The organism is Thiohalophilus sp. (genome assembly GCF_034521165.1).
Taxonomy (GTDB): domain Bacteria; phylum Pseudomonadota; class Gammaproteobacteria; order UBA6429; family Thiohalophilaceae; genus Thiohalophilus.
On record NZ_JAXHMV010000016.1, the window covers coordinates 38,760 to 61,229 of the forward strand.

Here is a 22,470-nt window from a genome sequence, read left to right on the forward strand (position 1 = left end):
ATAATATGGCACGCGTGATGATTTACAGTACCGGCACCTGCCCGGTATGTGATAACACCAGGAACCTGCTGACAAAGTGGCGTATTCCCTTTGACGAGGCACGCGTGGATCAGGATCGGGATAAACTGCGGGAAATGCTTGAGGTCACCGAGCATGCCCGCGCTGTGCCGCAAATCACCATCGACGGTAAATGGATCGGCGGCTTCACCGAACTGACCGAAATGCATATGGATGGCCAGCTGGCTGACCTGGTGGAAGACTGAACCCGACTTTTCCTGTCATGCGCGTGCCGGCAGGATCAATCGCGATACCGCATGTTAACTAAAATAGCCGTTCCTGAAAGATGCACAAGGCGCAGGTCGGGCTGCGCATCATGCTGCCTGACATTTCGGCTCAATCAACCCCTTTCTTATCCCGGTACATTTTCTGAATCAAACCGGTGATTCCCATACTATTTCTACAGGCGTCAATATGCCGGGCGGACTCCTCGTCGACTATTGTGCGTTGTTGCCCCACATTCCGGTATCAGGGGAAACCCTGAAAAAATGCTGTTTTGCGTCGACCGAAACACAAAATGCCAGGCATGAGGATAGCGAGCGTCTCGGCAGGTAAGGATGTTACGATTTGGTCAACAATTGCGATCCCGCCCGCGCACCATTAGTATTGTGCGTCTGTCGAGTTTTATACTGGGCGCTTGCCCGGTTCCTCTGGATGTCACTGGAATATCATTATGCGTAAACGTTTAATCCTGGCCGTTCTGTTCCTGGTTCTGTTTTTGACCGCCATTTTCGGCATCAAGTACTGGCAAAACATCCAGCAGGCCGCCATGATGGCGCAGCCCCGGCCACCGGCTACCATTGCCTCTGCTGAAGTGCGTGAACAGCGCTGGCGCCCGATGCTCGATTCCGTCGGCAGCCTGGTCGCCATTAACGGCACAGCGGTGACCACCGAGGTGGCCGGACAGATCAGCGAGATTCAGTTTGAATCCGGCAGCCATATCGAACAGGGTAAAGTGCTACTGCAGCTGGATGACGCCGTCGACCAGGCGGCACTGGATGCACTGCGCGCCGAGCGCCGTCTGGCCGAAATCAAATTCAAGCGCGCCCAGGATCTGCTCAAACGCCAGGTGATGTCCCGTTCGGAGTACGACGAGGCCCGGGCCAGCTTCGATGCCGCCACCGCCCGGGTCAAGCAGCAAGAGGCTACCCTCCGGCGCAAGGCGATTCGCGCCCCGTTTAGCGGGCGACTGGGTATTCGTCAGGTCAACCTCGGCCAGTATCTGGAACCGGGCCAGCCTATCGTCATGCTGCAGGCGCTGGACCCGATCTACGTGGATTACACCCTGCCGGAACGTTATCTGCCGCGCCTGAGCACCGGCCAGGAAATTCGCGTGCGGGTTGATGCCTATGCGGGTGAGTCTTTCAACGGCCAAATCACTGCCATCGACTCGGGCGTGGATGCCGGCACCCGCACCATTAAACTGCGCGCCACACTGGCCAACCCCGAAGGCCGGCTGCAACCGGGGATGTTTGCCAAGGTCAAAACCCTGGCGCCGGAAGAGAAAACCGTCCTTACGGTTCCCCGCACCGCGATCAGTTACAACACCTATGGCGATTTCATCTATCTGATTGATGAAAATGACCAGGGTGAGACCATCGTCAAACGCCAGCAAATCAAAACCGGCGAGACACGCGAAGGCCATGTTGCCATCGCAGGTGACATTGAGGTTGGACAAAAAATCGTCCGTGCCGGCCTGGTTAAACTGCGTGATGGCATGAAAGTCGAACTCGACAACAGCGTCGAACTGGACGACGACAGGGTCGACACCGAATGAAGTTCACCGATATTTTTATTCACCGTCCGGTTCTGGCGACGGTCGTCAGCCTGCTGATTCTGCTGATCGGGTTACGCTCGCTCGGCATACTGGAAGTACGCCAGTATCCGGAAATGAAAAATACCGTGGTAACCATTACTACGGTCTATCCCGGCGCCAGTTCCGAGCTGGTCAAGGGCTTTGTCACCACGCCCCTGCAACAGGCCGTGGCCGAAGCCAATGGCATCGACTACATCACTTCGACCAGCGCCCAGGGACAATCAACCATCGAAGTCTATATGGAACTGGACTACGACCCCAATGCAGCCGTGTCGGAAATCCAGGCCAAGGTGGCCAGCAAGCGCAATGTGCTGCCGGCCGATGTGGAGGATCCGGTCATCGATTCGAGTACCGGAGATTCCACGGCGCTGATGTATGTCGCTTTCTTCAGCGATACGCTGCCCCGCTCGCATATCACCGATTACGTGCTGCGGGTCACCCAGCCGCAGATCCAGGCACTGGCCGGGGTTGCCAAGGCGCGCCTGTTCGGCGAGCAGTTCGCCATGCGCATCTGGCTGGATCCCGATCGCATGGCCGCCCAGGGCGTCAGTGCCGAACAGGTTGCCGAAGTGCTGCGTGCCAACAACTACCTGGCCGGGATCGGCTCCACCAAGGGCAAGTACGTGGCCATGAACCTGACCGCCACCACCGATGTCAGCGAACCCGAGGATTTTCGCCAGCTGGTGGTGCGCAGTGAAAATGGGGCGCTGGTGCGCCTGCAGGACATCGCTCGCACCGAACTGGGCGCGGAGAATTACAACTCGACTGCCTGGTACAAGGGGATTCCGGCCGCCTTCATCGCCGTGGAACCGGCCCCCGGCGCCAATCCGATCGATGTCGCCGATCGGGTCAACAACCTGATCCCCGAAATCCGTAAACAGCTACCGGAGGGGATCCAGGTCAAGATTCCCTATGACGCCAGCCAGTTCATCAAGAACTCCATCAAGGAGGTCTACAAGACCATCGCCGAGGCCGTGCTGATCGTACTGGTGGTCATCTACCTGACGCTGGGCTCGTTCCGCGCCGCGATCATTCCCGCGGTGGCCGTGCCCCTGTCCCTGATCGGCGCCGCCTTTGTCATGCTGGCGCTGGGTTATTCGCTGAACCTGCTGACCCTGCTGTCGATGGTGCTGGCCATCGGCCTGGTGGTGGATGACGCCATCATCGTGGTGGAAAACATTCACCGTCACATCGAGGAGGGCGAGAAGAAGCTCGACGCCGCGCTCAAGGGCGCCCGGGAACTGGCGGTGCCGATCATCGCCATGACCACCACCTTGCTGGCGGTGTATGCGCCAATCGGTTTCCAGACGGGACTGACCGGCACGCTGTTTACCGAGTTCGCCTTTACCCTCAGCGGCGCGGTACTGATTTCCGGGGTCATTGCCCTGACCCTCTCACCGGTTTTATCGGCCGCGGTTCTCAAGCCGCACGGTAGTGAGGGCAAGTTCGAACAACAGGTGGAGAGATTCTTCAACTGGCTGTCCCACCACTATCACCGGCTATTGAACAGTTCGCTGGATACGGTCTGGGTTTCTGTTCTGGTCGGGGCCGTCATCTTCGCCTCGAATATCTTCATGTTTATCGAAAGCAAGCATGAGCTGGCGCCCACCGAAGACCAGAGTATCCTGTTTTTCAACGGCACCGGCCCGCGTACCGCCACGCTGGATTACCACAAGGCCTATTCGAACCAGATCCAGAGGATCTTCGAAACCTTCCCCGAATACACCGACAGCTTCTTTATTCTCGGCCGCACGCAGGACACGGTGTTCGGTGGCTTCAAGATGGCACCGCAGGATCAGCGTGAGCGCTCGCAAATGCAAATCAAGCCGCAACTCAATGCACAACTGAACCAGGTCGCTGGCTATCAGATCGGGGTCTTTCCCCGGCCCAGTATCCCCGGCGCCAGTCGCGGCCTGCCGGTCCAGTTTGTGCTGACCTCCGACCGGAGTTATGAAGAGATGGTCAATCTGGCCAACGAGATCATCGGCCGGGGCATGCAAAGCGGCAATTTCCTGTTTCTGATGAAGTCCATCGAGCTGGACCGGCCCACGGTCAGCATACAGATCGATCGCGACCGCGCTGCCGATCTGGGGATCAGCATGCGCGATATCGGCCGCAATCTCGGCACCCTGCTGGGCGGCGGCTATGTCAACCGCTTCAGCATGGATGGTCGCAGTTACCGGGTTATTCCGCAGGTGGAACGGGAATTCCGTCTGGATACCGACATGTTGAAGGATTATTACCTGTCGACCGCCAGCGGTGAGCAGGTTCCCCTGTCGAGCGTCGCCAGCCTCGAGCGCACGGTCGAGCCCTCGAGCCGTACCCAGTTCCAGCAACTCAATTCACTGGTTATTCAGGGCAACCTGGCCCCGGGCGTCACCATGGGGCAGGCCCTGGACTTTCTCGAATCCCAGGCCAGCGAACTGCTGCCCCAGGGCTTTGATTACAACTATCTGGGCGAGTCGCGCCAGTACGCCGCGGAAGGCGGCAGCCTGATGCTGACCTTCTTCCTGGCAATGCTGGTCATCTACCTGGTACTCGCCGCCCAGTTCGAAAGCTGGCGCGATCCGCTTATCATTCTGGTCTCCGTACCCGTCTCCACCGCCGGCGCACTGGTCTTCATCATGCTCGGCGTCGCCGACGCCTCGATGAATATTTACACCTGGGTCGGATTGATCACCCTGATTGGCGTGGTGGCCAAAAACGGCATTCTGATCGTCGAGTTCGCCAACAAGCTGCAGATCAAAGAGGGGCTGAGTCGGCGCAAGGCGGTGGAACAGGCCGCGACTGTCCGCCTGCGTCCCATTATCATGACCTCTATCGCACTGATCGTCGCCATGGTGCCCCTGCTGATCGCCACCGGCCCGGGCGCGGTCAGTCGCAGTCACATCGGCATGACCGTGGCCGCCGGGCTGGGGATTGGCACCCTGTTTACGTTGTTCATCCTGCCCGCCGTTTACATGCTGCTGGCACGGGATCACTCGGCGCATAACAAGACGCGCTAAAAGGCCTATCAACAACGACCCGCCATGCGGATAGAAAGCCTTAAGGGGTGAGCCCTGTCAGGAACAGGGTGCGTAGAAGGCACTCTACATGACAATAATACTCTCGCAGAGACGCAGAGTTCGCCGGGAATGAGAGCAACATCAGATTTCTCTGCGCCCTGGCGTCTCTGCGAGAGACAAGGTTCTCATTCTACGGCACACTCTATCCGACTTTATCCAGGGCAGCGGTTTACCAGGGCTTAATTAATGAGGCTCTAGAGCTGATCGAACTTCGACGGATCGATGGCAACCAGTTCGCGAAAGGCGAGACGGGCAAACCAGAAGCCCTGGAACAACCGGATACCGGCATTGCGCAGCCAGCGAATCTCCTCGAGCTCTTCGACCCCTTCGGCCACCAGTTCAACCCCCAGCTTACTGCAGGTATGCACGATACCTTCGACAATCGCCTGCTTGGGGAGCTGCCGCTGGATATCGGAAATGATCTGGCGATCCAGCTTGATGATATCCGGCTGGTATTCGGCCAGCAGGTTCAGCCCGGAATAGCCGGCCCCGAAGTCATCGATCGCCATACTGAAACCCAGCCGATGGCATTCGTTGACGATATCGATCAAATGCTGGTGGTCCTCGACCTGCTCCCCCTCCGTAATCTCGAACACAATCTGATCCGTGGGGAAGTTGTAGGTATTCGCCGCCTCCAGCGTCGTTTGGATACAGACTTCCGGTTGATAGACCGCGTTGGGAAAGAAATTGATATTCAGATTGACCTTCAGTCCCAGCTCACTGGCCAGCTTGACGGCCTTGACCCGGCAGGTCTGATCGAAACGATAACGGTTGCTGTCGTTCACCTGATCCAGCACCCAGGGAGCCGGCTCGCCCTCCGAACCCCGGACCAGGGCCTCGTAAGAAACAACCCGACGCTGCGATACATCGACAATCGGTTGAAGGCAAAGCTGAATTTGAAGCCGAGACTTTCACCGCTGGCGCACTGGCCACAGGAGCGGGTTTGGGTTGTATCCGTCATGGCGCAGCGTATTGGCCACAGAACCGGTTGACTTTAGGCGGGCACCCCCGCGCCAAATCCCCGACCTGCTCACACCTGAACACTCACACAAAACAGTAGACAGGGATGCTTTACGAGCCAATAATATGCCGCTAACCCCTTGTGACTTCCCTGTCCGGTTACCTGTTGTTCCTGGCCGGTACTGTATTCGCAGCCCGGCCAAAGGCGACCCCGCTCGGACTGTATCGGATCAAACTATGCTGGCAGAGACCACATGAATCTTCAGTATTTATCCAACTTTGTCTCCACCGAATCGCGGATTGCCGAGCAGCTGAACAGTCATGGCTATGCGGTCACGGATCATTATCTATCGCCACGGGCGATCAATAAACTGCATGCTGAAATGAGAGAAGCCTGGCAAGGAGGCTGTTTTCGTCATGCCGGCGTGGGCCGGGGGGAGAACTGGGAACTGCAACCGGCGATTCGCAACGACAAGGTGCTATGGCTCGAACGGGCGACCTGTTCCCCTTCACAGGCGATCTATCTGTCGGCCCTGGAGAAGTTGCGCCTGCGGCTTAACCGGGATCTGTTACTCGGGCTGTTCAACTTTGAGGGACATATGGCGATCTATCCTCCCGGTACACGCTATCGGCGGCACAAAGATCAGTTTCGCGGTATGGGCACCCGGCGGGTCAGCTGTATCCTGTACCTGAACCCGGACTGGCGAATCAGTGACGGCGGCGCCCTGCGGCTCTATCTGGATAACGACAGTCCGGACAATTACCGCGATATCTACCCCTATGCCGGCCGCCTGGTCAGCTTTTTAAGCGAGCGTTTCTATCATGAAGTGCTGCCCGCCAGTCGCGAACGCTACAGCATCACCGGCTGGTATCGTCAACGGGACGACATGCTGGCAGGCTAAATAACTCTTCCAAGTTCATGCACACCTTATACTCTGGCTAATCTTGTAGGTCATGCTGGCGTTAGCCTGCGTGATATACCTGACGAGACGGAGAATGTCAGGTAGCGCGAAGCGCAACCTGACCTGCACCTGAACAATCAGGGGATGATAACCCACGGCAGGGTGGATTGGATGTTATCGGTAAATCACCTTCCGGATCGGTAAACATCATGTCGGAGCTCCATGGCGATATGCTGGCTCATATCGCCAGTTTATCCAGTGTCTCGCGCATTTGCGCCTCACTGACCGGCTGGACCAGAATCGCCGCCAGCTCGAACAGTTCAGCCAGCCTGTCCACATAGGGCCGTTCGGCTTTCTCCACCATCACGATTACCCGGGCCCGGGGCGCATACTTCAGCAGACTGTGTAAAAACACATCGAGGTTGCTGATATTGATCCCGGCGTAATTATTACCATAGCCATAGAAAAATTCGGCCGCCACCACATCCGGCGGCTGTTTGCGCAGCTGACTGATGGCCTTGCGCATGGAGCTCAGGCGAATCTCTTCCCACCCGCGCTCCTGGTAAAGTCCGGAAAAATCAGGGTGTCCCGCTGATTCAACAATGGAATAAACAACGTTTCGGCTCATACTGCCTATCTTACACACCCAAAACAGATTTGTCGGCCGACCAGGTCAAGACTACGAGTGAATCACAAGGGTGACTTCCCGCTACTTTCCGCCGCGCGAAACTGACAAGGCAACCTGGATTTCGCCCCCGGCAAGGGACCCGACATCCGCAGCTTCTCTTGCGACTTTAAACTGTGACAGGGCAGCGTAGCGGAATCAGCATTGCTCCCAGGGCAGACCGGCATAACGCCAGCCACCCAGGGTACTGCGATGATGTTGTTCATCCAGTTCGCCTTCAAACCCGTCACTGACGTTATAGACCTGCACAAACCCTTCACGCAAAAGCAACTCCCCGGCCTCGCGCGAGCGCCGCCCGCTGCGACAGATCAGCACGACCGGCACGGCCTGGCTACCCGAATCCAAATGCGGCAAGCCGCCCAGCATCAATTGACGCAACTCACGAATAAAATCGGGATTGATATTCCAGTCCGGTTCATCGATCCAGGGCACATTAATCGCCCCCGCCGGGTGTCCAATAAACAGAAACTCCATATGGGAACGGACATCCACCAGCAGCGCCCTGGGTTCATCCTGCAACAATTGCCAGGCTTGCTGCGGAGTCAGTTCTTCAACAGTCAAATCGGTCATCATTTTTTACCCGTTTCAGGCCGGTGATAAACCAAGCCTAGTCTATTGTGTCAAAAAAATCAGTTGGGCCGATTTCGTATTGCCGTTGCGGCAGGTTATGGCGTCAAACAGATCCGCCTGTCAGATTTAATAAAAAGTCACCACCACTTTATAGCCACATTATCAGCAACAATTCGGGTGCCGCGTCGCTCTTCGAGAATGGCCTGAGCCTCGGTCAGGCGACCAATACCGGCGAATGCGCCGCCAGCGCGAACGAAACGACAGGCGGCTTCCACCTTCGGCCCCATGGACCCTTCCTGGAGCCCCAGCTTCCGCAGACTGTCGCAACCGGCCAGGCGCACTGCTCGTGCAGCAGGCTGTTCCCAGTTGTCATACAACGCCTCGACGTTGGTCAGTAACAACAGGGCATCCAGTTGCAATTCGCTGGCCAGCAAGGCACTGGTGTAATCCTTGTCAATCACGGCGCTGATGCCCCGATACTGCCCCTGCTGTTCCAAAACCGGAATCCCCCCGCCGCCGGCGCAAATCACGCTGTACCCCTTGTTCATCAATTGACTGATCGCGGCACTTTCGATGACTCTTACCGGCTGAGGGGAGGCCACTACGCGGCGCCGGCCGCCGGCTACCTCGGCGAATTGCCAGCCCTGCTGACTGGCCAGCCGTTGTGCGCGCGACTCATCCAGCACCGGGCCGACCGGTTTGACAGGATGGCTGAACGCCGGGTCATCGGCATCCACCATTACCCGGGTCAATAAACTGAGACTGCGCTCGCTCTGGCGACAATTGTCCATGGCCTGCGCCAGACGATAACCGATCAGCCCTTCGCTCTGGGCATCGAGCAAATCCAGCGACATGTTGGCCTCGATCTCCTGCATGGCCAGCCAGCCCACCTGCGGTCCGTTGCCATGCGTGATGATCAGTGAATGTTCTTCCTCCAACGCGACCAGACTTGCGGCGACCGCCTCGATCTTTGCCTGATCGATCTGCCCGTCGCTTTCATTATCCGTACTGACCAGCGCGTTGCCGCCAATGGCCACCAGTAATTTCATGGTACAACCTGTTACATCATTGGTTTTATTCTGACAACACTACTGCTATGTTCCTTACAGGACAAGTATCACAGGAGATGTCAATGTCGGATAATGTTTACAAAATCATCGAACTGGTCGGCTCATCCAGCAAGAGCAGTGACGATGCCATACAAAATGCAATCACCAGGGCCGGCAACAGCCTGCATAACCTGGACTGGTTTGAAGTTGTGGAAACCCGGGGCCATATCGTGGAGGGTAAGATTGGGCATTATCAGGTCAAGCTGAAGGTGGGATTCAGACTGGATTAAACAGACAGGCGCGCAGTATTGTGCTGCGCGCCGGCTGTTTGCCTGCTCGAGGGGGTAATATCAGAGCAGGGTTATTTCTTGTTACGTGAGGACCACTGTGAAGGACCTTTGCCGCCACTGCGGGAATTGACATCATCGGCCAGTTCCTCGGCGTAACGGGTTACCTGGTTCAATGTACCCTGTCTTTGTCCAACCAGCATGGAGCCATTGCGCTCCAGCACATAGCGATACCAGTTATTACCGTCACAACCATCCGGCGCGGCGGTTTTCTCCACGGCCTTGACCAGATAACGGCCCGCCGACAGATCGACTGTATTCATTGTATCCATATGCTTCACCTCCGTGGTTCGCAGACCGTATTATCACGGCCTGATGAGCACCGGCGCCTAACGGCGACCGCGCCCCTTGCCTTTATTAAAACGTTTACGTTCTTCACTGACCCGCAGTGAATTGCCCTTGTAATCACGTCCATTCAGCCCGGCCATCGCGGCCCGGGCCTCGTGGCCTTCCATGTCCACCGTGGCGTGTCCGCGGCAATTGCCGCTGAACACATCCATGGCTATTTTAATCCCCCTGACGGTACCGAACTCGCCGAACAGCTGCTGTACATCGCCTTCCTGCGTGTCGGGGGTTAAATTGGTGACGAATAGGGTTTTCATAATCCCTCCCGCTCAGGTGTAACGATTCTGCGCCCTGCCGCTGGAACGACGTTTGTTACGGTTCGGCTGGGCCGGAGCACCCCGTTTGGCACCCATCGGCTGTTTGCCGCGCGGGCGTGCCTCATCGCGGATTTCGCGCACGCCACCGGCCGGTTCAAAACCGGTCATGGTCTTGCCCGGAATCTTGGTCTTGAGCAGGCGCTGGATAGAAGACACTCGTCCACGTTCATCGGAGCCGACCAGGGAGATAGCCGTCCCCGATTTGCCACCGCGACCAGTACGCCCGATGCGATGCAGGTAATCTTCCGGGTTATCGGGTAACTCGAAATTAATCACCAGCGGCAGATGATCGATATCCAGGCCCCGTGCCGCCACATCGGTGGCAATCAGCGCGGTCACCTTGTTATGTTTGAAATCACGCAGCGCCCGGGTGCGGGCATTCTGGGTCTTGTCGCCGTGAATCGCGGTGGCGGTCACGCCATCGGCCTGCAGTTGCTTGGCCAACCGATCCGCGCCGCGCTTGGTGCGGGTGAAAACCAGCAGCTGCTGCCAGTCACCGCCGTCGATCATATGCGAGAGCAGCTCGCGTTTGCGCGGGCTGTCCACCCAATAGAAGGACTGGTCGATATTCAGTGCGGCACTGTTGGCTTCGGCCACCTGGATATATTCCGGCTTATTGAGAAAACGGGCGGACATTTTCTTGATCGCATCGGAGAACGTGGCTGACAGTAACAGGGTCTGGCGTTCGGCCGGGATCAGCTTGAAAATCTGCTCGATTGCGGGCAAAAAGCCCATGTCCAGCATGCGATCGGCCTCATCGAGTACCACTGACTCCACGTGGGAGAGATCCACGGAACGACGATTGACCAGATCCAGCAAACGCCCGGGCGTGGCGATCAGCAGATCCACGCCCTCGTTCAACTGCTTGATCTGTTTACCGATGGGCATGCCACCGTAAACCACGGTACTGCGCAGCGGCAGATGCCGGCCGTAGGTCCGCACGCTATCGGCCACCTGCTGGGCCAGTTCACGGGTCGGGGCCACCATCAGCACACGGATGTGCCGGGAAGCCGGTTTCGCCGCGCTCAGGCGTTGCAACAGGGGCAGGGTAAAGGCCGCCGTTTTACCGGTACCTGTCTGGGCGCCGGCAAGAATGTCGTGGCCGGCCAGGATCGTCGGAATCGCACGGGTTTGAATATCGGTCGGAGCGCTATAGCCCTGATCCGCAATAGCAGACAACAGCTCGGCATTGAGACCGAGATTGGAAAAAGACATGGAATTCGCCTTATAAATTTAGAGATCTATGCCAAAAATCGAGCCTGGCAGAATAAAGAAGTGTGACAGGGTCGAGATTACGTATGCGGGGAATGGCCGAAGAGGTCATGCCACGGCGGGTTTGAGATCGGCGCCGCTTGCTTGTAGCGCCGAATCCTGATCCCGCCGGGTCGAAAATATCAAAAATCGGAGGGAAGTCAGACAAACTATACAAAATAGTGTACCACAGAATCCGCCACCACTGCCGGTTAAATCGAATATTTCTGCTTCTCGCAGTGGCACTTGCCGGAAAAGTGTCGTACATTCAAATGAGCTGCAGAGAACGCAGCGGTGTATTTTGGCGGTCCCAGAACACTCCCGAATAGTTCCGTCTGAATGACCTGCAGCCGACTCCGATTCCGTTTTTTGAAGGGTATTTGTAATGGCTACAGGTAAAGTAAAGTGGTTCAATGATCGCAAGGGCTATGGCTTCATCGCCCAGGATAACGGCGAAGGCGATGTCTTCGTTCATTTTCGGGCTATCCAGGGCAGCGGCTTCAAGAGCCTGGCCGAAGGTCAAAGTGTCAGCTTTGATGTTGAGGACGGTCCCAAAGGCCCCCAGGCAACCAATGTCGTACCCCAGTAAATCCGCCCGTCAATCCCGCCACATTCACTGACCCGACTGTCAGGTCACCCGCCCCGCCCCGGCGGGGTTTCGTCATTGGCGCTGTCCGCCGCCTTTGAAAGCCACCCCCTTTGTTGGCTATGCTTGAGACAGGTTTTCACGGAGTCACCCCGATGACCAAACAAGCTGTCGACGCCGATACCCTGCTCGATACCGCCATGCGTCTGGCCAATGAAAGCTCCTGGGAAAAACTCCACTTACATGAAGTGGCCAGGGAACTGGATATTCCCCTGCACGAGATCCAGCGCCACTTTGCCCAGAAAGATGATCTGGTCGAGGCCTGGTATGACCGCGCCGATCGGGCCATGTTAAAGGCGGCCCAGGCACCGGGTTACAGCGAACTGACCCTGCACGAACGCCTGCACCTGTTGATCATGCGCTGGCTGGATACCCTGGCCGAATACAAGACCGTCTCCCGCGACATGTTGCTGTATAAACTGGAACCCGGGCATGTGCATCTGCAACTGCAGGGACTGTTGCGCGTCAGCCGCACCGTGCAGTGGATTCGCGAGGCCGCCCTGCAGGACAGCACCCACCTGCGGCGGATTATCGAGGAGATCGGCCTGACCGGGCTCTATTTGCAAACCTTCCTCTACTGGATGGGCGACAGCTCCGCCGGACAGAGCAAGACCCGCCGCGTTTTGCACCGGCGTCTGGGACTGGTCGATCGCTGCGAAAAAGGCATGGCCCGGGTTCAATCCTGGCTGCCCGGCTTTGGCCGGCGTCAGGCCCGGCAAACCGCCGCTCATGATACCGCGCAACCGGACACCGGAAACCGGTGACCTGGCAAGCCCGGCGTAACGTACCCCCGGACCCGGGTTCGACATGTGGCGCACCATGAGCACGTGGCTGCTGGCCCTGGCCGGCGGCTATCTGCTGCTGGTGGTCGTGGTCTATTTCTACCAGCCACACCTGTTGTTTTTACCCGGGCTGCCCTCGCGCGAGCTGGCGCGCACGCCGGCGGACATCGATCTGGCCTACGAGACAGTTCAGCTGCAAACCGATGATGGCGTACGTCTGCACGGCTGGTGGGTGGGCCATCCCCAACCGCGCGGGACGATCCTGTTTTTTCACGGCAATGCCGGCAATATCAGTCACCGGCTGCAGACGCTGCGCCTGTTCCACGAGCTGGGCTACCGCAGCCTGATCATCGATTATCGCGGTTACGGGCAAAGCGGGGGCAAACCCTCGGAGGCGGGCCTGTATGCCGACGCCGAAGCAGCCTGGCACTATCTGCGCCAGGACCGCCAGTTATCGTCCGGGGAGATTGTCCTCAGCGGCCGCTCGCTGGGTGCCGCCGTGGCGTTGTATCTGGCCGAACAACACCGCCCTCGCGCCCTGATAATGGAATCGGCCTTTACCTCCATCCCCGACATGGCTGCCGTGCATTACGGCTGGTTACCGGTGCGCTGGTTAAGTCGCTATCAATTTGATAACCGCCAGCGCATCGTCAGTCTGGACTGCCCGGTGCTGTTCGTACACGCCACGGAGGATGCGATCGCCCCGTATGAACAGGGCCGAGAACTGTATCAGCTCGCCTCGCAACCCAAACAGTGGCTGGCCCTCAATGGCGGCCACAACGATGCCCAGCTGAACGATTATCAGACCTACACCCGCGGACTGCAGGCGTTTCTGGCCCGCCACTGAACCCGAAAGACCGAATCACACTCGGGTGATTAACCCGAACCGGGGCGCACTTTTTTGGCGCTCGATGGTCTACAGTGTTACGTACGCGTTAATAATCTCTCACTCACAATCAATAAAGCGACGAGGAGCTCTTCCATGAAACTGAACATCAAACCCCTGTTTGCCACCCTGCTGGGGCTGTCCCTGCTCAGCCCGGCCGCCGTACAGGCCGAAAAGATGACCATCGATATCAAGCGCCTGAAGATGCACACCGCGCTGAAGATCGCCGAGGCGGCCATCGAACAGTGCCGCAAGGAAGGGGTGCAGATCGCCGTCACCGTGGTGGATCGCGGCGGCCACATCCAGGCCGTGCTGCGCGATGATCTGGCCATGGACATCACCATTCCCATCAGCAAGCAAAAAGCGCACACGGCGATGGCCTTCAACAGCCCGCTGTCCCAGATGGAAGGCCGCTTCGAAGGCGCTTATTCGGTGCCCAAGATTGATGGCCTGGTGATCAGTGCCGGCGGGATCCCGATCAACGTCGGCGGCAGCATCATGGGCGGTATCGGCGTCAGCGGCGCCCCTTCCGGCGAGATCGATGAAAAATGTGCCAAAGCCGGCCTGGCTGCCGTTGAAATGGATCTGCAAATGGAAGGCATGTAAATCCCCGACGCGCCGGCGGAGTGATGCCGTGGCGTCTCACTCCGTCGGGCGTTTTCCCCTGCCTGCCTCGTTCGACATCGGCAGGGAAAGCTCGATACACAAACCACCCCCTTCACGATTACTCGCCTCCACAATACCGCCGTGAGCCATCACCGCCCGTTTGGCGATAGCCAGCCCCAGTCCATACCCCTCACGAGCGCCGGTGGCGTCACCGTCGGCCCGCACGAAGGGTTCGAAAATCTGCTCCAGCGCCGCCGGTGACACGCCCGGCCCCTGATCGCAGACCTGAATCACAAACCGCCCCGTCCGGGTTGCGGCATTGACGGCAACGTCGGTTTGCGGCGCGGTATAACGCACGGCATTGCGAATGACATTTTCAAACGCCCGGCGCAACAGCTCCGGCTTGCCCTGGATCTGCGCTTCACCTGCCAGTGACAGGCTAACCCCGCGTCCGGCCGCCTCCGCCTCGAAGCGGGCATCCTCCACCACCTCCTCAAGCAATGCGGGCAGATCCAGCGGCTCGTCCCGCTCCTGGTCCACATGCGCCTCGAGCCGGGAGAGGGTCAGCAACTCCCCGACCAGTTCGTCCAGCCGGCCGGTCTCCCGCTCGATGCGCTCCAGCATGCCGGCCAGCCGCTCCGGCTGCTGGCGGCCCAGCCCGACCGCCACCTGCAGGCGGGCCAGCGGCGAGCGCAGCTCATGCGAGACATCGTGCAACAGCCGCTGCTGGGCCGACACCAGCGCCTGAAGATGAGCCGCCATATGGTCAAAATCGCGCCCCAGATCGGCAATCTCGTCACGCCGCCGACCGATGTCGGGCATCACCCGGGTCGCCAGCTCGCCGCGGGCCAGCCGATGGGCGGCCGACTGCAGGTGACGGACCGGGCGGGTCAGATACCAGGCCAGAATCGCACTGAACAGCAAACTGGCGATCAACGCCGCCACTAGCTGAAAGCCCAGCGACATCTGGCGTGTCGGTGTCTGTGGCAACCCTTCGGGGCCGGGACGGGGAATAAAAATGACATATTCATGGCCGTTATGGCCCAGCACCCGGCGTACGCCGGAGAGCATCTGCGCGCCGCGCAATTGCTCGCGAGCCCGCTCCAGCGCCACACCGGGCACCGGTCGATCGAAAATATCCCGGCCCTGTTCATCGACGATCAACACCAGCGGCAGGCGTTGGCCGGGCCAGCTGCGGAACAGGGATTCCACCGATTCCGGCCCGCCCTGGGCCAGCGCCAGCGCCGTGGCGTTGACCACGAAACTGGCCCGCGGCCCCGCCGCCAGGTCGGTGATCGCCTCGATCCGGTTTTGATTGTAAATATGCACGGCCAGCCCGACGCCGATGGCGATCAACACCAGCGTCAGCCAGAAGCCCAGAAAGATTTTCCAGAACAGGCGCCCCATCACTCGTCCTGCAACAGTTGGTAGCCCACACCGCGTACCGTCTGGATCGGAGACCGGCCGTCGGCCAGGCTGCCCAGCTTGCGCCGCAGATTACTGACATGCATGTCCAGCCCGCGGTCGTAGCGCTCCAGCTCGCGCCCGAGCGCCTCGCTGGACAGGTCCGCCTTGCTCACCACCTGGCCGGCATGGCGCATGAGCGTGTCGAGGATATTGAATTCGGTACTGGTCAGATCGAGGCGCTGTCCGTCCCAGCAGGCCACCCGCCGGCCCGGTTGCAGGCTGATGCGCCCCACCACCCGATCCTCGACCCCGCCGGCCGCCCCCGCCGGGGCGACGGCACGCCGCAGGATGGCCCGCAGCCGGGCCACCAGCTCGCGCGGATTACAGGGTTTGGGCAGATAATCGTCGGCTCCCAGCTCCAGGCCGACGATGCGATCCACATCGTCACCCTTGGCGGTCAGCATCAGCACCGGCACCCGCGATTGCTGGCGAATCCGGCGCAGGGCTTCGACACCACTGAGCCGGGGCAGCATGACGTCCAGCACCACCACATCGTGCTGCCCCGACAGCGCCGCCTCGACCCCGGTTTCACCGTCGTAGACGGCCTGCACCGTGAAATCCTCGGCGCTCAGGTAGTCGCTTAGCATCTCGGTCAACTCGGTATCATCATCGATCAGCAGAACCCGGTTCATGTGTGCCGTCATTCCGTTATTCATACCAGGCGTTATGTTGCCACAGAGCCGGCCGCAAGGTGCGGGATTTACCGGCCTTTACACACCTTTACACCCCCGTGACCCAAGCTTGCAGTCAACCTGTCCATACTCTGCACATCGGATGACGGTACAACATCAGTCCAGATAAGGATTAACCACGAGGAACCGGTCATGAAAATGAAACCTTTTGCAGTCAACACGGTGATCGCCATCAGCCTGCTGGCCGGCGGCACGACACTGGCCCTGGCCGCCGATAGTGAGGTATGTGACAAAAGCGCCAAACAGGCCGCCTACAATTCGCCCGGGCGCAGCGAAAAACCCATGCACCGGTTGATGCAGACGCTGGATCTGAAGCCGGGCCAGCGCAAACAGATCAGGAATATTGTTGCCGGGCAACGCGGCGAGCTGCTGAACAAACGCCGGGCTCTGCGGGACATTCGCCAGAAGCTGTACCGCGCCGCCAGCCGTGATGATTATGATGCCGCACAGGTCAAACAACTGATTGAACAACAATCCGCTCTGGCTGCCGACATGACACGCCAGCGAGCTGACATGATGCAAAAAATCTACCGTCAGATGACACCGCAACAACAAGCGGAGTTTCAGTCAATGCGCCATCGTTATCGCCACCACAGAGGCTAACCATTTTCTTGTTCATGCTCTCTCCCCATTGAGTGTGCTTTGCGGGCCAATTTTGGCCCGCTTTTTTTTGCTCGCGTGTGGCGCGCTGGAAAACCAGGTGATATGACGGATACACACCGGTGAGTTCTGCTCACCGGTGCGTTATCACTACGCCGCGCTGTGGTGCAGCTCGTGCCATGCCGAACGAATCACCCGCAAGGCGGAGCGCAGTAACACGATCACCAGCGCCGAGGCGACTGCGATATCCGGCCAGCCCGACCCGGTCAGCCAGACCCCGCCGGCGGCCAGAAACACCGAGATATTCGCGGCAATATCGTTACGCGAGCATTCCCAGACCGAACTCATGTTGACGTCCTCGTGCCGATGTCGCCACAACAGATACAGACAAAGGCTGTTGGCCAGCAGGGCAAGCAGACTGAAGGCGCCCATCAACTCGAATACCGGCACGCCGGGCTCAATCAACCGGTAAATAATCTGGCCCGCTACCGCGCAGGCCGCCAGCAGGATCAGAACCCCCTTGAATAGGGCCACCCGGGCCTTGGCCGTGGCACCACGCGATACGGCATACAGACTCAGCGCGTAAGTCAGCGCATCGCCGAGATTATCCAGACTGTCCGCCAGCAAGGCACTGGAGCGGGCATACAGGGCCGCTATCACAATGACCGCGAACATCACCGCATTGATCGCCAGTACCGCCCACAGGGTAGTACGCTGGCGCTGCTGCACCGGTTGTACCGCGCAATCGCTGTCACAACATCCGCTCATGAATACTCCGTTCCTTTAAGATCGTTCTCATCGAGCCACTGCGGTAAAACCCCGAACTTTCAATCACATTGAACTGCCTGAATTTTACCGGCCGAATTCGCGGCTGTCGCGATGTGACAACCCCGGTTTTATGTAGTAAATTTAATACCACATACACACCACGGCGAAGTAGTGTCATGCACCTGAAACGGTTTACCGATTTTGCCCTGCGCGTATTGATTTATCTGGCCCTGCACCCTGGCCGGACCATTTCCATCAACGAGATCGCCCGCGCTTTTGACATGTCGCGCAATCACCTGTTGAAAGTGATCAATGAACTGGTCGCCAGTGAAATGATTATCACCTACCGGGGTAAAACCGGCGGCATCCGGCTGGCGCGCGATCCGGCCGCGATCAATGTTGGTGCGCTGGTCCGACGTCTGGAAGGTCAGGCCCCCCTGATTAATTGTGCCGAACCACTGTGTCCGATTCTGCCAGCCTGTACCCTGAAGCAGGTGCTGAACGAGGCCCAGCACGCGTTTTTTGAGCAGCTCGAACGTTATACCCTGGCGGACCTGATTGGAACCAAGCAGGAGAAGCTGGTCAATCTGCTGACCAATCACGTTGCCGGAGGTAACGCATGAGTAAAACTGCACACCGGGATCTGCGGCGCGAGGACTTTCAACAAGCCCTCAAGGAGTTCGATACCTATATCGACATTACCCTGGAGGACCTGATGCAACTGGATAAAATCGCCGAAAAACATGCCCGCCTGCGTGAATCCGGACAGCTGACCGTCCGCGAGATCATGGCACCGGATATCATTACTGTCGCGCCCGATACAGCCCTTTCTGATGCAGCGCGGATACTGGTGGAAAAACGCATCAGCGGACTGCCGGTCACTGCTGGTGACGGCAAGCTGGTCGGGGTGGTGACCGAGGCGGATTTTCTCTGCGCCATGGGGATCCCCTGTCATCATCCCACGCACAGTGTCTGGCAGACCCTGGAAAACATGTTCCGGCATCCGCCGCGTACCACCGATATGCCTTCAAAGGTGGGGGATATCATGATTGAGCAAGTGGTCAGCATTAATGAGAACAAAACCCTGCAAGACATTATCGAACAGATGAAAAAACATCACATCAAGCGGATTATCGTCACCGACGATCAGGATCGGGTCAGCGGTATTGTTACGCGTTCCAATCTGGTCCAGGTCCTGTTCCAGCAGATCTTGTAGGCTTTTAACCGCTGTTTTGCAAAGCGGGCCTTACTGGCCCGCCTTCAACGCCGCGATGCGCTCGACCAGCGGGGGATGAGACATAAACAGGCGTTTAAAGCCCTGCCCGATCCGGCCGGAGATTTCGAACGCCGCCAGCTGATCCGGCAGATGGGGTCGATCCGCGCTGCGCTGCAGCGCTTCCAGCGCGCGAATCATCTTCTGCCGCCCGGCCAGTTGCGCCCCGCCGGCATCGGCGCGGAACTCGCGCCGGCGACTGAACCACATGACGATCATACTGACCAGAATCCCCAGGATGATCTCGGCCACAATCGCCGTGATCCAGAAGGCCGGACCGTGACCCCGCTTCACCTTGAAGATTACCCGATCGACGAAATGGCCGATGACGCGGGAGAGGAAAATCACACCAGAAACAGCCCAATTCGCTTCACGTTCTTCCCCTCTCGTTAAACAAGCATTATGTCGCCGGATTGGACCCTCGGGCGACAAAAAGGTTTTCGGTATCGGGGATATAATAGTGGCGCCGCAATCGCTTTCAAATCACGGCAAGCGTGTCTGTCAAAGCGGACTCCGGCGTTGTTTTGGCCAAAGTGAAACGAGGGATGTTACTTGTGATGCAGGGAGTCCCAGAACTTGCCGACCCAGGAACGCTTTTCATAACTTTGCTGGACACCCCGGGCAAGAAAATGGGAGGTGTATTGCCGATCCTCTTCCATAATATGTTTGGTCAGCCACATTTTCAGAAAATGCAGCAACTCGAAGTTGACGGATTTCTTGCCCGCCTCCAGCTTCTGGCTCAGCTCCTGCACTTCATTGATCAACAGTTCATGATGATGTTTGTGTTCTTCATAATCGGGATAACCCAGGATTCGCATCAGGCTCTCTTCCACCGCAAAATGAATACGGGTATATTCCAGCAACTCGGCCAGTATTCGGTGCGCCGCTTCCGAGCCGCGATGCTCGACGATGGCACGATGCAATTCGTTTAACAGATCCACCAGGATGCGGTGCTGATTATCGATTTCCTCGATACCGACGCTCAATTCATCGGACCATTGAACGAGGTCCTCTGTTGTATGTGCGGCAAGCTGGGACATAAACGACCTCCGGAAAAATGCCACGCCTCACGGCGTGGCAACAGGCTTGGATAACTTGATTTGGCTAACACGGGCGATCATACCGACACCCCTTGGCCAGATTCTGATCCAGATCAAACCTGTCGCAATCATGCCAATGACATACAGACACAAAAAAAGGGGTCCGAGGACCCCTTTTTTTGCAGGAAGCGTGCCTGGCTTACTTGGCGTTGCGTTCCTTGGCTTCCTTGATCACTTCTTCCGCCACATTGGCCGGGCACGGCATGTAGTGGGAGAACTCCATGGAGAACTGGCCACGACCGGAAGTCATGGTGCGCAGATCGCCGATGTAGCCGAACATTTCGCTCAGCGGGCAATCGGCCTTGACGCGCACGCCGGTCGGACCCGGTTCCTGGGACTTGATCATGCCACGACGGCGGTTGAGATCGCCGATCACATCACCGACGTTATCTTCCGGTGAAAACACGTCAACCTTCATCACCGGTTCCATCAGCTGCGGCCCGGCCTTGGGCATGGACTGACGATAGGCTGCTGCCGCCGCCAGTTCATAGGCCACCGCGGAGGAGTCCACCGGATGGTAGCCACCGTCGACCAGGGTCACCTTGAAGTCCAGGCAGGGGTATCCGGCCAACACACCTTTATCCAGGCTCTTTTGGAAGCCCTTTTGCACGGCGGGCCAGAATTCACGCGGCACGTTACCGCCGGTCACGATGGATTCGAACTCGAACCCGCTGCCCGGTTCGCCCGGCTCGATGGTGTAATCGATCTTGGCGAACTGACCGGAACCGCCGGTCTGTTTCTTGTGCGTGTAGGTATCTTCGATCTTCTTGGTAATGGTTTCGCGATAGGCCACCTGCGGCTTGCCGACCACGACTTCCACGTTATGCGTTCGCTTGAGGATGTCGACCTTGATATCCAGATGCAGCTCGCCCATGCCCTTGAGGATGGTCTCGCCGCTGTCCTCGTCGGTTTCGACGCGGAACGAGGGATCCTCGGCCACCATCTTACCGATGGCGATACCCATCTTCTCGGCGGCCGCCTTGTCCTTGGGCGCGACCGCAAGTGAAATCACCGGATCCGGGAACACCATCGGTTCCAGGGTCGCCGGCTTGTTGGGATCGCACAGGGTATGACCGGTCTGGGTGTGCTTGAGACCGATCAAGGCGACGATGTCGCCGGCCTGGGCGGAATCGCGTTCTTCACGGTCATCGGCACTCATTTCCACGATACGGCCAATACGCTCGGTCTTGCCCGTGGCAGTATTGAGCACGCTATCGCCTTTTTTCAGCTGGCCCGAATAGATACGGGTAAAGGTGAGAGCGCCGTAACGGTCGTCCATGATCTTGAAGGCCAGCGCGCGCAGCGGCTTGTTGGGATCGACAATCGCAGACTCGCCGGTTTCGTGCCCTTCCAGATCGACTTCCGGCTGCGACGGGACCTGGGTCGGATCGGGCAGGTAATCCACGACCGCGTCCAGCACCAGCTGCATGCCTTTGTTCTTGAAGGCCGAACCGCAATAGGTGGGGAAAAAGTCCAGGGCGATGGTGCCCTTGCGGATACAACGCTTGATGTCCTCAACCGACGGCTCCTCGCCATCCAGGTATTTTTCCATCAGCTCGTCGTCCTGCTCGACGGCGGTTTCGATCATCTTTTCACGCCACTCTTCGACCTGATCGACCATGTCGGCCGGCACGTCCTGGATTTCATAATTTTCCGGCAACCCGGTGTCATCCCACACCCAGGCTTTGCGGGTGAGCAGATCCACCACGCCGGAGAACTGATCCTCGATACCGATAGGCAGCACCATCACCAGCGGCGTGGCGGCCAGGATTTTCTCGACCTGGGCGACCACCCGATAGAAATCGGCGCCCACGCGATCCAGCTTGTTGACGAATATCAGTCGCGAGACGGCCGAGTCGTTGGCATAGCGCCAGTTGGTTTCAGACTGGGGTTCGACGCCGCCGGAGCCACAGAACACACCGATACCGCCGTCCAGCACTTTCAGGGAACGGTAGACCTCGATGGTGAAATCCACGTGCCCGGGCGTATCGATGATGTTAAGACGATGATCTTTCCAGGCACAGCTGGTGGCCGCGGACTGGATGGTAATCCCGCGCTCGGATTCCTGGTCCATGAAGTCCATGGTGGATTCGCCGTCATGCACCTCACCCAGCTTGTGGATCTTGCCGCTCAGCTTGAGTATCCGTTCGGTGGTGGTGGTCTTGCCGGCATCCACGTGCGCAAAAATGCCGATGTTTCTGTATTTGCTCAAATCAATCATGTTTCTACCTGCAATTCATTCAATTGCCCGTCACTGAGCCGGGCCGGTTTGTGAGATGGTAATAA

The 22,470-nt window shown here is 58.3% G+C and carries 24 protein-coding genes and 1 pseudogene; 12 read left to right on the forward strand and 13 right to left on the reverse strand.

Annotation, left to right across the window (positions count from 1 at the left end):
* The first annotated feature begins 5 nt into the window (after positions 1-5).
* The 3 genes from U5K34_RS14715 to U5K34_RS14725 all read left to right on the forward strand — a co-directional run bounded on the left by U5K34_RS14715 (position 6) and on the right by U5K34_RS14725 (position 4,878).
* Positions 6-263 carry a glutaredoxin family protein gene (locus tag U5K34_RS14715; RefSeq protein ID WP_322569159.1) on the forward strand — a complete coding sequence of 86 codons (258 nt, stop codon included), beginning with the start codon at positions 6-8 and terminating at the stop codon, positions 261-263.
* Between the two features lie 467 nt (positions 264-730).
* Positions 731-1,834 carry an efflux RND transporter periplasmic adaptor subunit gene (locus U5K34_RS14720; RefSeq protein ID WP_322569160.1) on the forward strand — a complete coding sequence of 368 codons (1,104 nt, stop codon included), beginning with the start codon at positions 731-733 and terminating at the stop codon, positions 1,832-1,834.
* Entirely contained in the window at positions 1,831-4,878 is a 3,048-nt protein-coding gene (locus tag U5K34_RS14725; protein ID WP_322569161.1) for an efflux RND transporter permease subunit, read from the forward strand. The genes U5K34_RS14720 and U5K34_RS14725 overlap by 4 nt, the downstream gene beginning before the upstream one ends.
* A 254-nt stretch (positions 4,879-5,132) precedes the next feature.
* Here U5K34_RS14725 and U5K34_RS14730 read toward each other — a convergent pair whose 3' ends face one another.
* The gene (locus tag U5K34_RS14730) at positions 5,133-5,834 is read right to left on the reverse strand and encodes an EAL domain-containing protein (protein WP_322569400.1); all 702 of its coding nucleotides are present in this window, start codon (positions 5,832-5,834) and stop codon (positions 5,133-5,135) included.
* Positions 5,835-6,152: 318 nt separating this feature from the next.
* Here U5K34_RS14730 and U5K34_RS14735 point away from each other — a divergent pair, with 318 nt between their 5' ends.
* The gene (locus U5K34_RS14735; protein ID WP_322569162.1) at positions 6,153-6,800 is read left to right on the forward strand and encodes a 2OG-Fe(II) oxygenase; all 648 of its coding nucleotides are present in this window, start codon (positions 6,153-6,155) and stop codon (positions 6,798-6,800) included.
* A gap of 238 nt (positions 6,801-7,038) precedes the next feature.
* Here the strand turns inward: U5K34_RS14735 and U5K34_RS14740 are convergent, their stop codons facing one another.
* The 3 genes from U5K34_RS14740 to U5K34_RS14750 form a co-directional block, all read right to left on the reverse strand.
* Positions 7,039-7,428: a hypothetical protein gene (locus U5K34_RS14740; RefSeq protein WP_322569163.1), complete on the reverse strand. Its 390-nt coding sequence runs from the start codon at positions 7,426-7,428 to the stop codon at positions 7,039-7,041.
* Positions 7,429-7,623: 195 nt separating this feature from the next.
* Complete coding sequence (locus tag U5K34_RS14745) at positions 7,624-8,055, reverse strand: rhodanese-like domain-containing protein (protein WP_416224116.1); 432 nt, start codon at positions 8,053-8,055, stop codon at positions 7,624-7,626.
* A 137-nt stretch (positions 8,056-8,192) separates the two neighbouring features.
* On the reverse strand, positions 8,193-9,104 hold the full coding sequence (locus tag U5K34_RS14750) for a carbamate kinase (RefSeq protein ID WP_322569165.1): 912 nt from the start codon (positions 9,102-9,104) through the stop codon (positions 8,193-8,195).
* Positions 9,105-9,187: 83 nt separating this feature from the next.
* Between U5K34_RS14750 and U5K34_RS14755 the strand changes: the two genes are divergently transcribed.
* The gene (locus tag U5K34_RS14755; RefSeq protein ID WP_322569166.1) at positions 9,188-9,394 is read left to right on the forward strand and encodes a dodecin; all 207 of its coding nucleotides are present in this window, start codon (positions 9,188-9,190) and stop codon (positions 9,392-9,394) included.
* 71 nt (positions 9,395-9,465) lie between these two features.
* Here the strand turns inward: U5K34_RS14755 and U5K34_RS14760 are convergent, their stop codons facing one another.
* The 3 genes from U5K34_RS14760 to U5K34_RS14770 are packed head-to-tail and all read right to left on the reverse strand — an operon-like array spanning position 9,466 to position 11,328.
* Positions 9,466-9,723, reverse strand: a complete 258-nt coding sequence (locus tag U5K34_RS14760) for a hypothetical protein (protein WP_322569167.1) — start codon at positions 9,721-9,723, stop codon at positions 9,466-9,468.
* Between the two features lie 57 nt (positions 9,724-9,780).
* Positions 9,781-10,053, reverse strand: coding sequence for an RNA-binding protein (locus U5K34_RS14765; protein ID WP_322569168.1), 273 nt, complete (start codon positions 10,051-10,053; stop codon positions 9,781-9,783).
* A gap of 12 nt (positions 10,054-10,065) precedes the next feature.
* A complete protein-coding gene (locus U5K34_RS14770) occupies positions 10,066-11,328 on the reverse strand; it encodes a DEAD/DEAH box helicase (RefSeq protein WP_322569169.1) in 1,263 nt (420 codons plus the stop codon).
* Positions 11,329-11,749: 421 nt separating this feature from the next.
* Between U5K34_RS14770 and U5K34_RS14775 the strand changes: the two genes are divergently transcribed.
* The 4 genes from U5K34_RS14775 (at position 11,750) to U5K34_RS14790 (ending at position 14,284) form a co-directional block, all read left to right on the forward strand.
* On the forward strand, positions 11,750-11,953 hold the full coding sequence (locus U5K34_RS14775; RefSeq protein ID WP_322569170.1) for a cold-shock protein: 204 nt from the start codon (positions 11,750-11,752) through the stop codon (positions 11,951-11,953).
* A gap of 152 nt (positions 11,954-12,105) precedes the next feature.
* Complete coding sequence (locus tag U5K34_RS14780) at positions 12,106-12,774, forward strand: hypothetical protein (RefSeq protein ID WP_322569171.1); 669 nt, start codon at positions 12,106-12,108, stop codon at positions 12,772-12,774.
* A 55-nt stretch (positions 12,775-12,829) separates the two neighbouring features.
* On the forward strand, positions 12,830-13,639 hold the full coding sequence (locus U5K34_RS14785; RefSeq protein ID WP_322569172.1) for an alpha/beta hydrolase: 810 nt from the start codon (positions 12,830-12,832) through the stop codon (positions 13,637-13,639).
* Positions 13,640-13,774: 135 nt separating this feature from the next.
* Positions 13,775-14,284 carry a heme-binding protein gene (locus tag U5K34_RS14790; RefSeq protein WP_322569173.1) on the forward strand — a complete coding sequence of 170 codons (510 nt, stop codon included), beginning with the start codon at positions 13,775-13,777 and terminating at the stop codon, positions 14,282-14,284.
* A 36-nt stretch (positions 14,285-14,320) separates the two neighbouring features.
* Here U5K34_RS14790 and U5K34_RS14795 read toward each other — a convergent pair whose 3' ends face one another.
* Both U5K34_RS14795 and U5K34_RS14800 read right to left on the reverse strand, forming a co-directional pair.
* The gene (locus U5K34_RS14795; RefSeq protein ID WP_322569174.1) at positions 14,321-15,691 is read right to left on the reverse strand and encodes an ATP-binding protein; all 1,371 of its coding nucleotides are present in this window, start codon (positions 15,689-15,691) and stop codon (positions 14,321-14,323) included.
* Positions 15,691-16,383 carry a response regulator gene (locus U5K34_RS14800; protein ID WP_416224117.1) on the reverse strand — a complete coding sequence of 231 codons (693 nt, stop codon included), beginning with the start codon at positions 16,381-16,383 and terminating at the stop codon, positions 15,691-15,693. Before U5K34_RS14800 ends, U5K34_RS14795 begins: the two co-directional genes overlap by 1 nt.
* Before the next feature lie 192 nt (positions 16,384-16,575).
* Here U5K34_RS14800 and U5K34_RS14805 point away from each other — a divergent pair, with 192 nt between their 5' ends.
* A complete protein-coding gene (locus tag U5K34_RS14805; protein ID WP_322569176.1) occupies positions 16,576-17,046 on the forward strand; it encodes a Spy/CpxP family protein refolding chaperone in 471 nt (156 codons plus the stop codon).
* Between the two features lie 147 nt (positions 17,047-17,193).
* On the opposite strand, the gene U5K34_RS14810 is transcribed toward U5K34_RS14805, so the two are convergent.
* Complete coding sequence (locus U5K34_RS14810; RefSeq protein WP_322569177.1) at positions 17,194-17,811, reverse strand: cation transporter; 618 nt, start codon at positions 17,809-17,811, stop codon at positions 17,194-17,196.
* Between the two features lie 176 nt (positions 17,812-17,987).
* On the opposite strand from U5K34_RS14810, the gene U5K34_RS14815 reads away from it, so the two are divergent.
* Together U5K34_RS14815 and U5K34_RS14820 are read left to right on the forward strand one after the other, a co-directional pair.
* Entirely contained in the window at positions 17,988-18,434 is a 447-nt protein-coding gene (locus U5K34_RS14815) for an Rrf2 family transcriptional regulator (RefSeq protein ID WP_322569178.1), read from the forward strand.
* Positions 18,431-19,027 (forward strand): CBS domain-containing protein, encoded by a 597-nt coding sequence (locus U5K34_RS14820; protein ID WP_322569179.1) that lies wholly within the window; start codon positions 18,431-18,433, stop codon positions 19,025-19,027. The genes U5K34_RS14815 and U5K34_RS14820 overlap by 4 nt, the downstream gene beginning before the upstream one ends.
* Positions 19,028-19,057: 30 nt before the next feature.
* Here the strand turns inward: U5K34_RS14820 and U5K34_RS14825 are convergent.
* The 3 genes and pseudogenes from U5K34_RS14825 to fusA all read right to left on the reverse strand — a co-directional run.
* Positions 19,058-19,432: pseudogene (locus U5K34_RS14825) on the reverse strand (M48 family metalloprotease); the annotation flags it as partial.
* A 200-nt stretch (positions 19,433-19,632) separates the two neighbouring features.
* Complete coding sequence (locus U5K34_RS14830; protein WP_322569181.1) at positions 19,633-20,124, reverse strand: bacteriohemerythrin; 492 nt, start codon at positions 20,122-20,124, stop codon at positions 19,633-19,635.
* Between the two features lie 199 nt (positions 20,125-20,323).
* Complete coding sequence (gene fusA / locus U5K34_RS14835; RefSeq protein ID WP_322569182.1) at positions 20,324-22,405, reverse strand: elongation factor G; 2,082 nt, start codon at positions 22,403-22,405, stop codon at positions 20,324-20,326.
* Between the last annotated feature and the right edge of the window lie 65 nt (positions 22,406-22,470).

Coding starts and splice junctions, on each gene's coding strand:
- U5K34_RS14715 (WP_322569159.1), top strand. CDS start 6: ATGGCACGCGTGATGATTTACAGTACCGGCACCTGCCCGGTATGTGAT.
- U5K34_RS14720 (WP_322569160.1), top strand. CDS start 731: ATGCGTAAACGTTTAATCCTGGCCGTTCTGTTCCTGGTTCTGTTTTTG.
- U5K34_RS14725 (WP_322569161.1), top strand. CDS start 1,831: ATGAAGTTCACCGATATTTTTATTCACCGTCCGGTTCTGGCGACGGTC.
- U5K34_RS14735 (WP_322569162.1), top strand. CDS start 6,153: ATGAATCTTCAGTATTTATCCAACTTTGTCTCCACCGAATCGCGGATT.
- U5K34_RS14740 (WP_322569163.1), bottom strand. CDS start 7,428: ATGAGCCGAAACGTTGTTTATTCCATTGTTGAATCAGCGGGACACCCT.
- U5K34_RS14745 (WP_416224116.1), bottom strand. CDS start 8,055: ATGACCGATTTGACTGTTGAAGAACTGACTCCGCAGCAAGCCTGGCAA.
- U5K34_RS14750 (WP_322569165.1), bottom strand. CDS start 9,104: ATGAAATTACTGGTGGCCATTGGCGGCAACGCGCTGGTCAGTACGGAT.
- U5K34_RS14755 (WP_322569166.1), top strand. CDS start 9,188: ATGTCGGATAATGTTTACAAAATCATCGAACTGGTCGGCTCATCCAGC.
- U5K34_RS14760 (WP_322569167.1), bottom strand. CDS start 9,723: ATGGATACAATGAATACAGTCGATCTGTCGGCGGGCCGTTATCTGGTC.
- U5K34_RS14765 (WP_322569168.1), bottom strand. CDS start 10,053: ATGAAAACCCTATTCGTCACCAATTTAACCCCCGACACGCAGGAAGGC.
- U5K34_RS14770 (WP_322569169.1), bottom strand. CDS start 11,328: ATGTCTTTTTCCAATCTCGGTCTCAATGCCGAGCTGTTGTCTGCTATT.
- U5K34_RS14775 (WP_322569170.1), top strand. CDS start 11,750: ATGGCTACAGGTAAAGTAAAGTGGTTCAATGATCGCAAGGGCTATGGC.
- U5K34_RS14780 (WP_322569171.1), top strand. CDS start 12,106: ATGACCAAACAAGCTGTCGACGCCGATACCCTGCTCGATACCGCCATG.
- U5K34_RS14785 (WP_322569172.1), top strand. CDS start 12,830: ATGAGCACGTGGCTGCTGGCCCTGGCCGGCGGCTATCTGCTGCTGGTG.
- U5K34_RS14790 (WP_322569173.1), top strand. CDS start 13,775: ATGAAACTGAACATCAAACCCCTGTTTGCCACCCTGCTGGGGCTGTCC.
- U5K34_RS14795 (WP_322569174.1), bottom strand. CDS start 15,691: ATGGGGCGCCTGTTCTGGAAAATCTTTCTGGGCTTCTGGCTGACGCTG.
- U5K34_RS14800 (WP_416224117.1), bottom strand. CDS start 16,383: ATGAACCGGGTTCTGCTGATCGATGATGATACCGAGTTGACCGAGATG.
- U5K34_RS14805 (WP_322569176.1), top strand. CDS start 16,576: ATGAAAATGAAACCTTTTGCAGTCAACACGGTGATCGCCATCAGCCTG.
- U5K34_RS14810 (WP_322569177.1), bottom strand. CDS start 17,811: ATGAGCGGATGTTGTGACAGCGATTGCGCGGTACAACCGGTGCAGCAG.
- U5K34_RS14815 (WP_322569178.1), top strand. CDS start 17,988: ATGCACCTGAAACGGTTTACCGATTTTGCCCTGCGCGTATTGATTTAT.
- U5K34_RS14820 (WP_322569179.1), top strand. CDS start 18,431: ATGAGTAAAACTGCACACCGGGATCTGCGGCGCGAGGACTTTCAACAA.
- U5K34_RS14830 (WP_322569181.1), bottom strand. CDS start 20,124: ATGTCCCAGCTTGCCGCACATACAACAGAGGACCTCGTTCAATGGTCC.
- fusA (WP_322569182.1), bottom strand. CDS start 22,405: ATGATTGATTTGAGCAAATACAGAAACATCGGCATTTTTGCGCACGTG.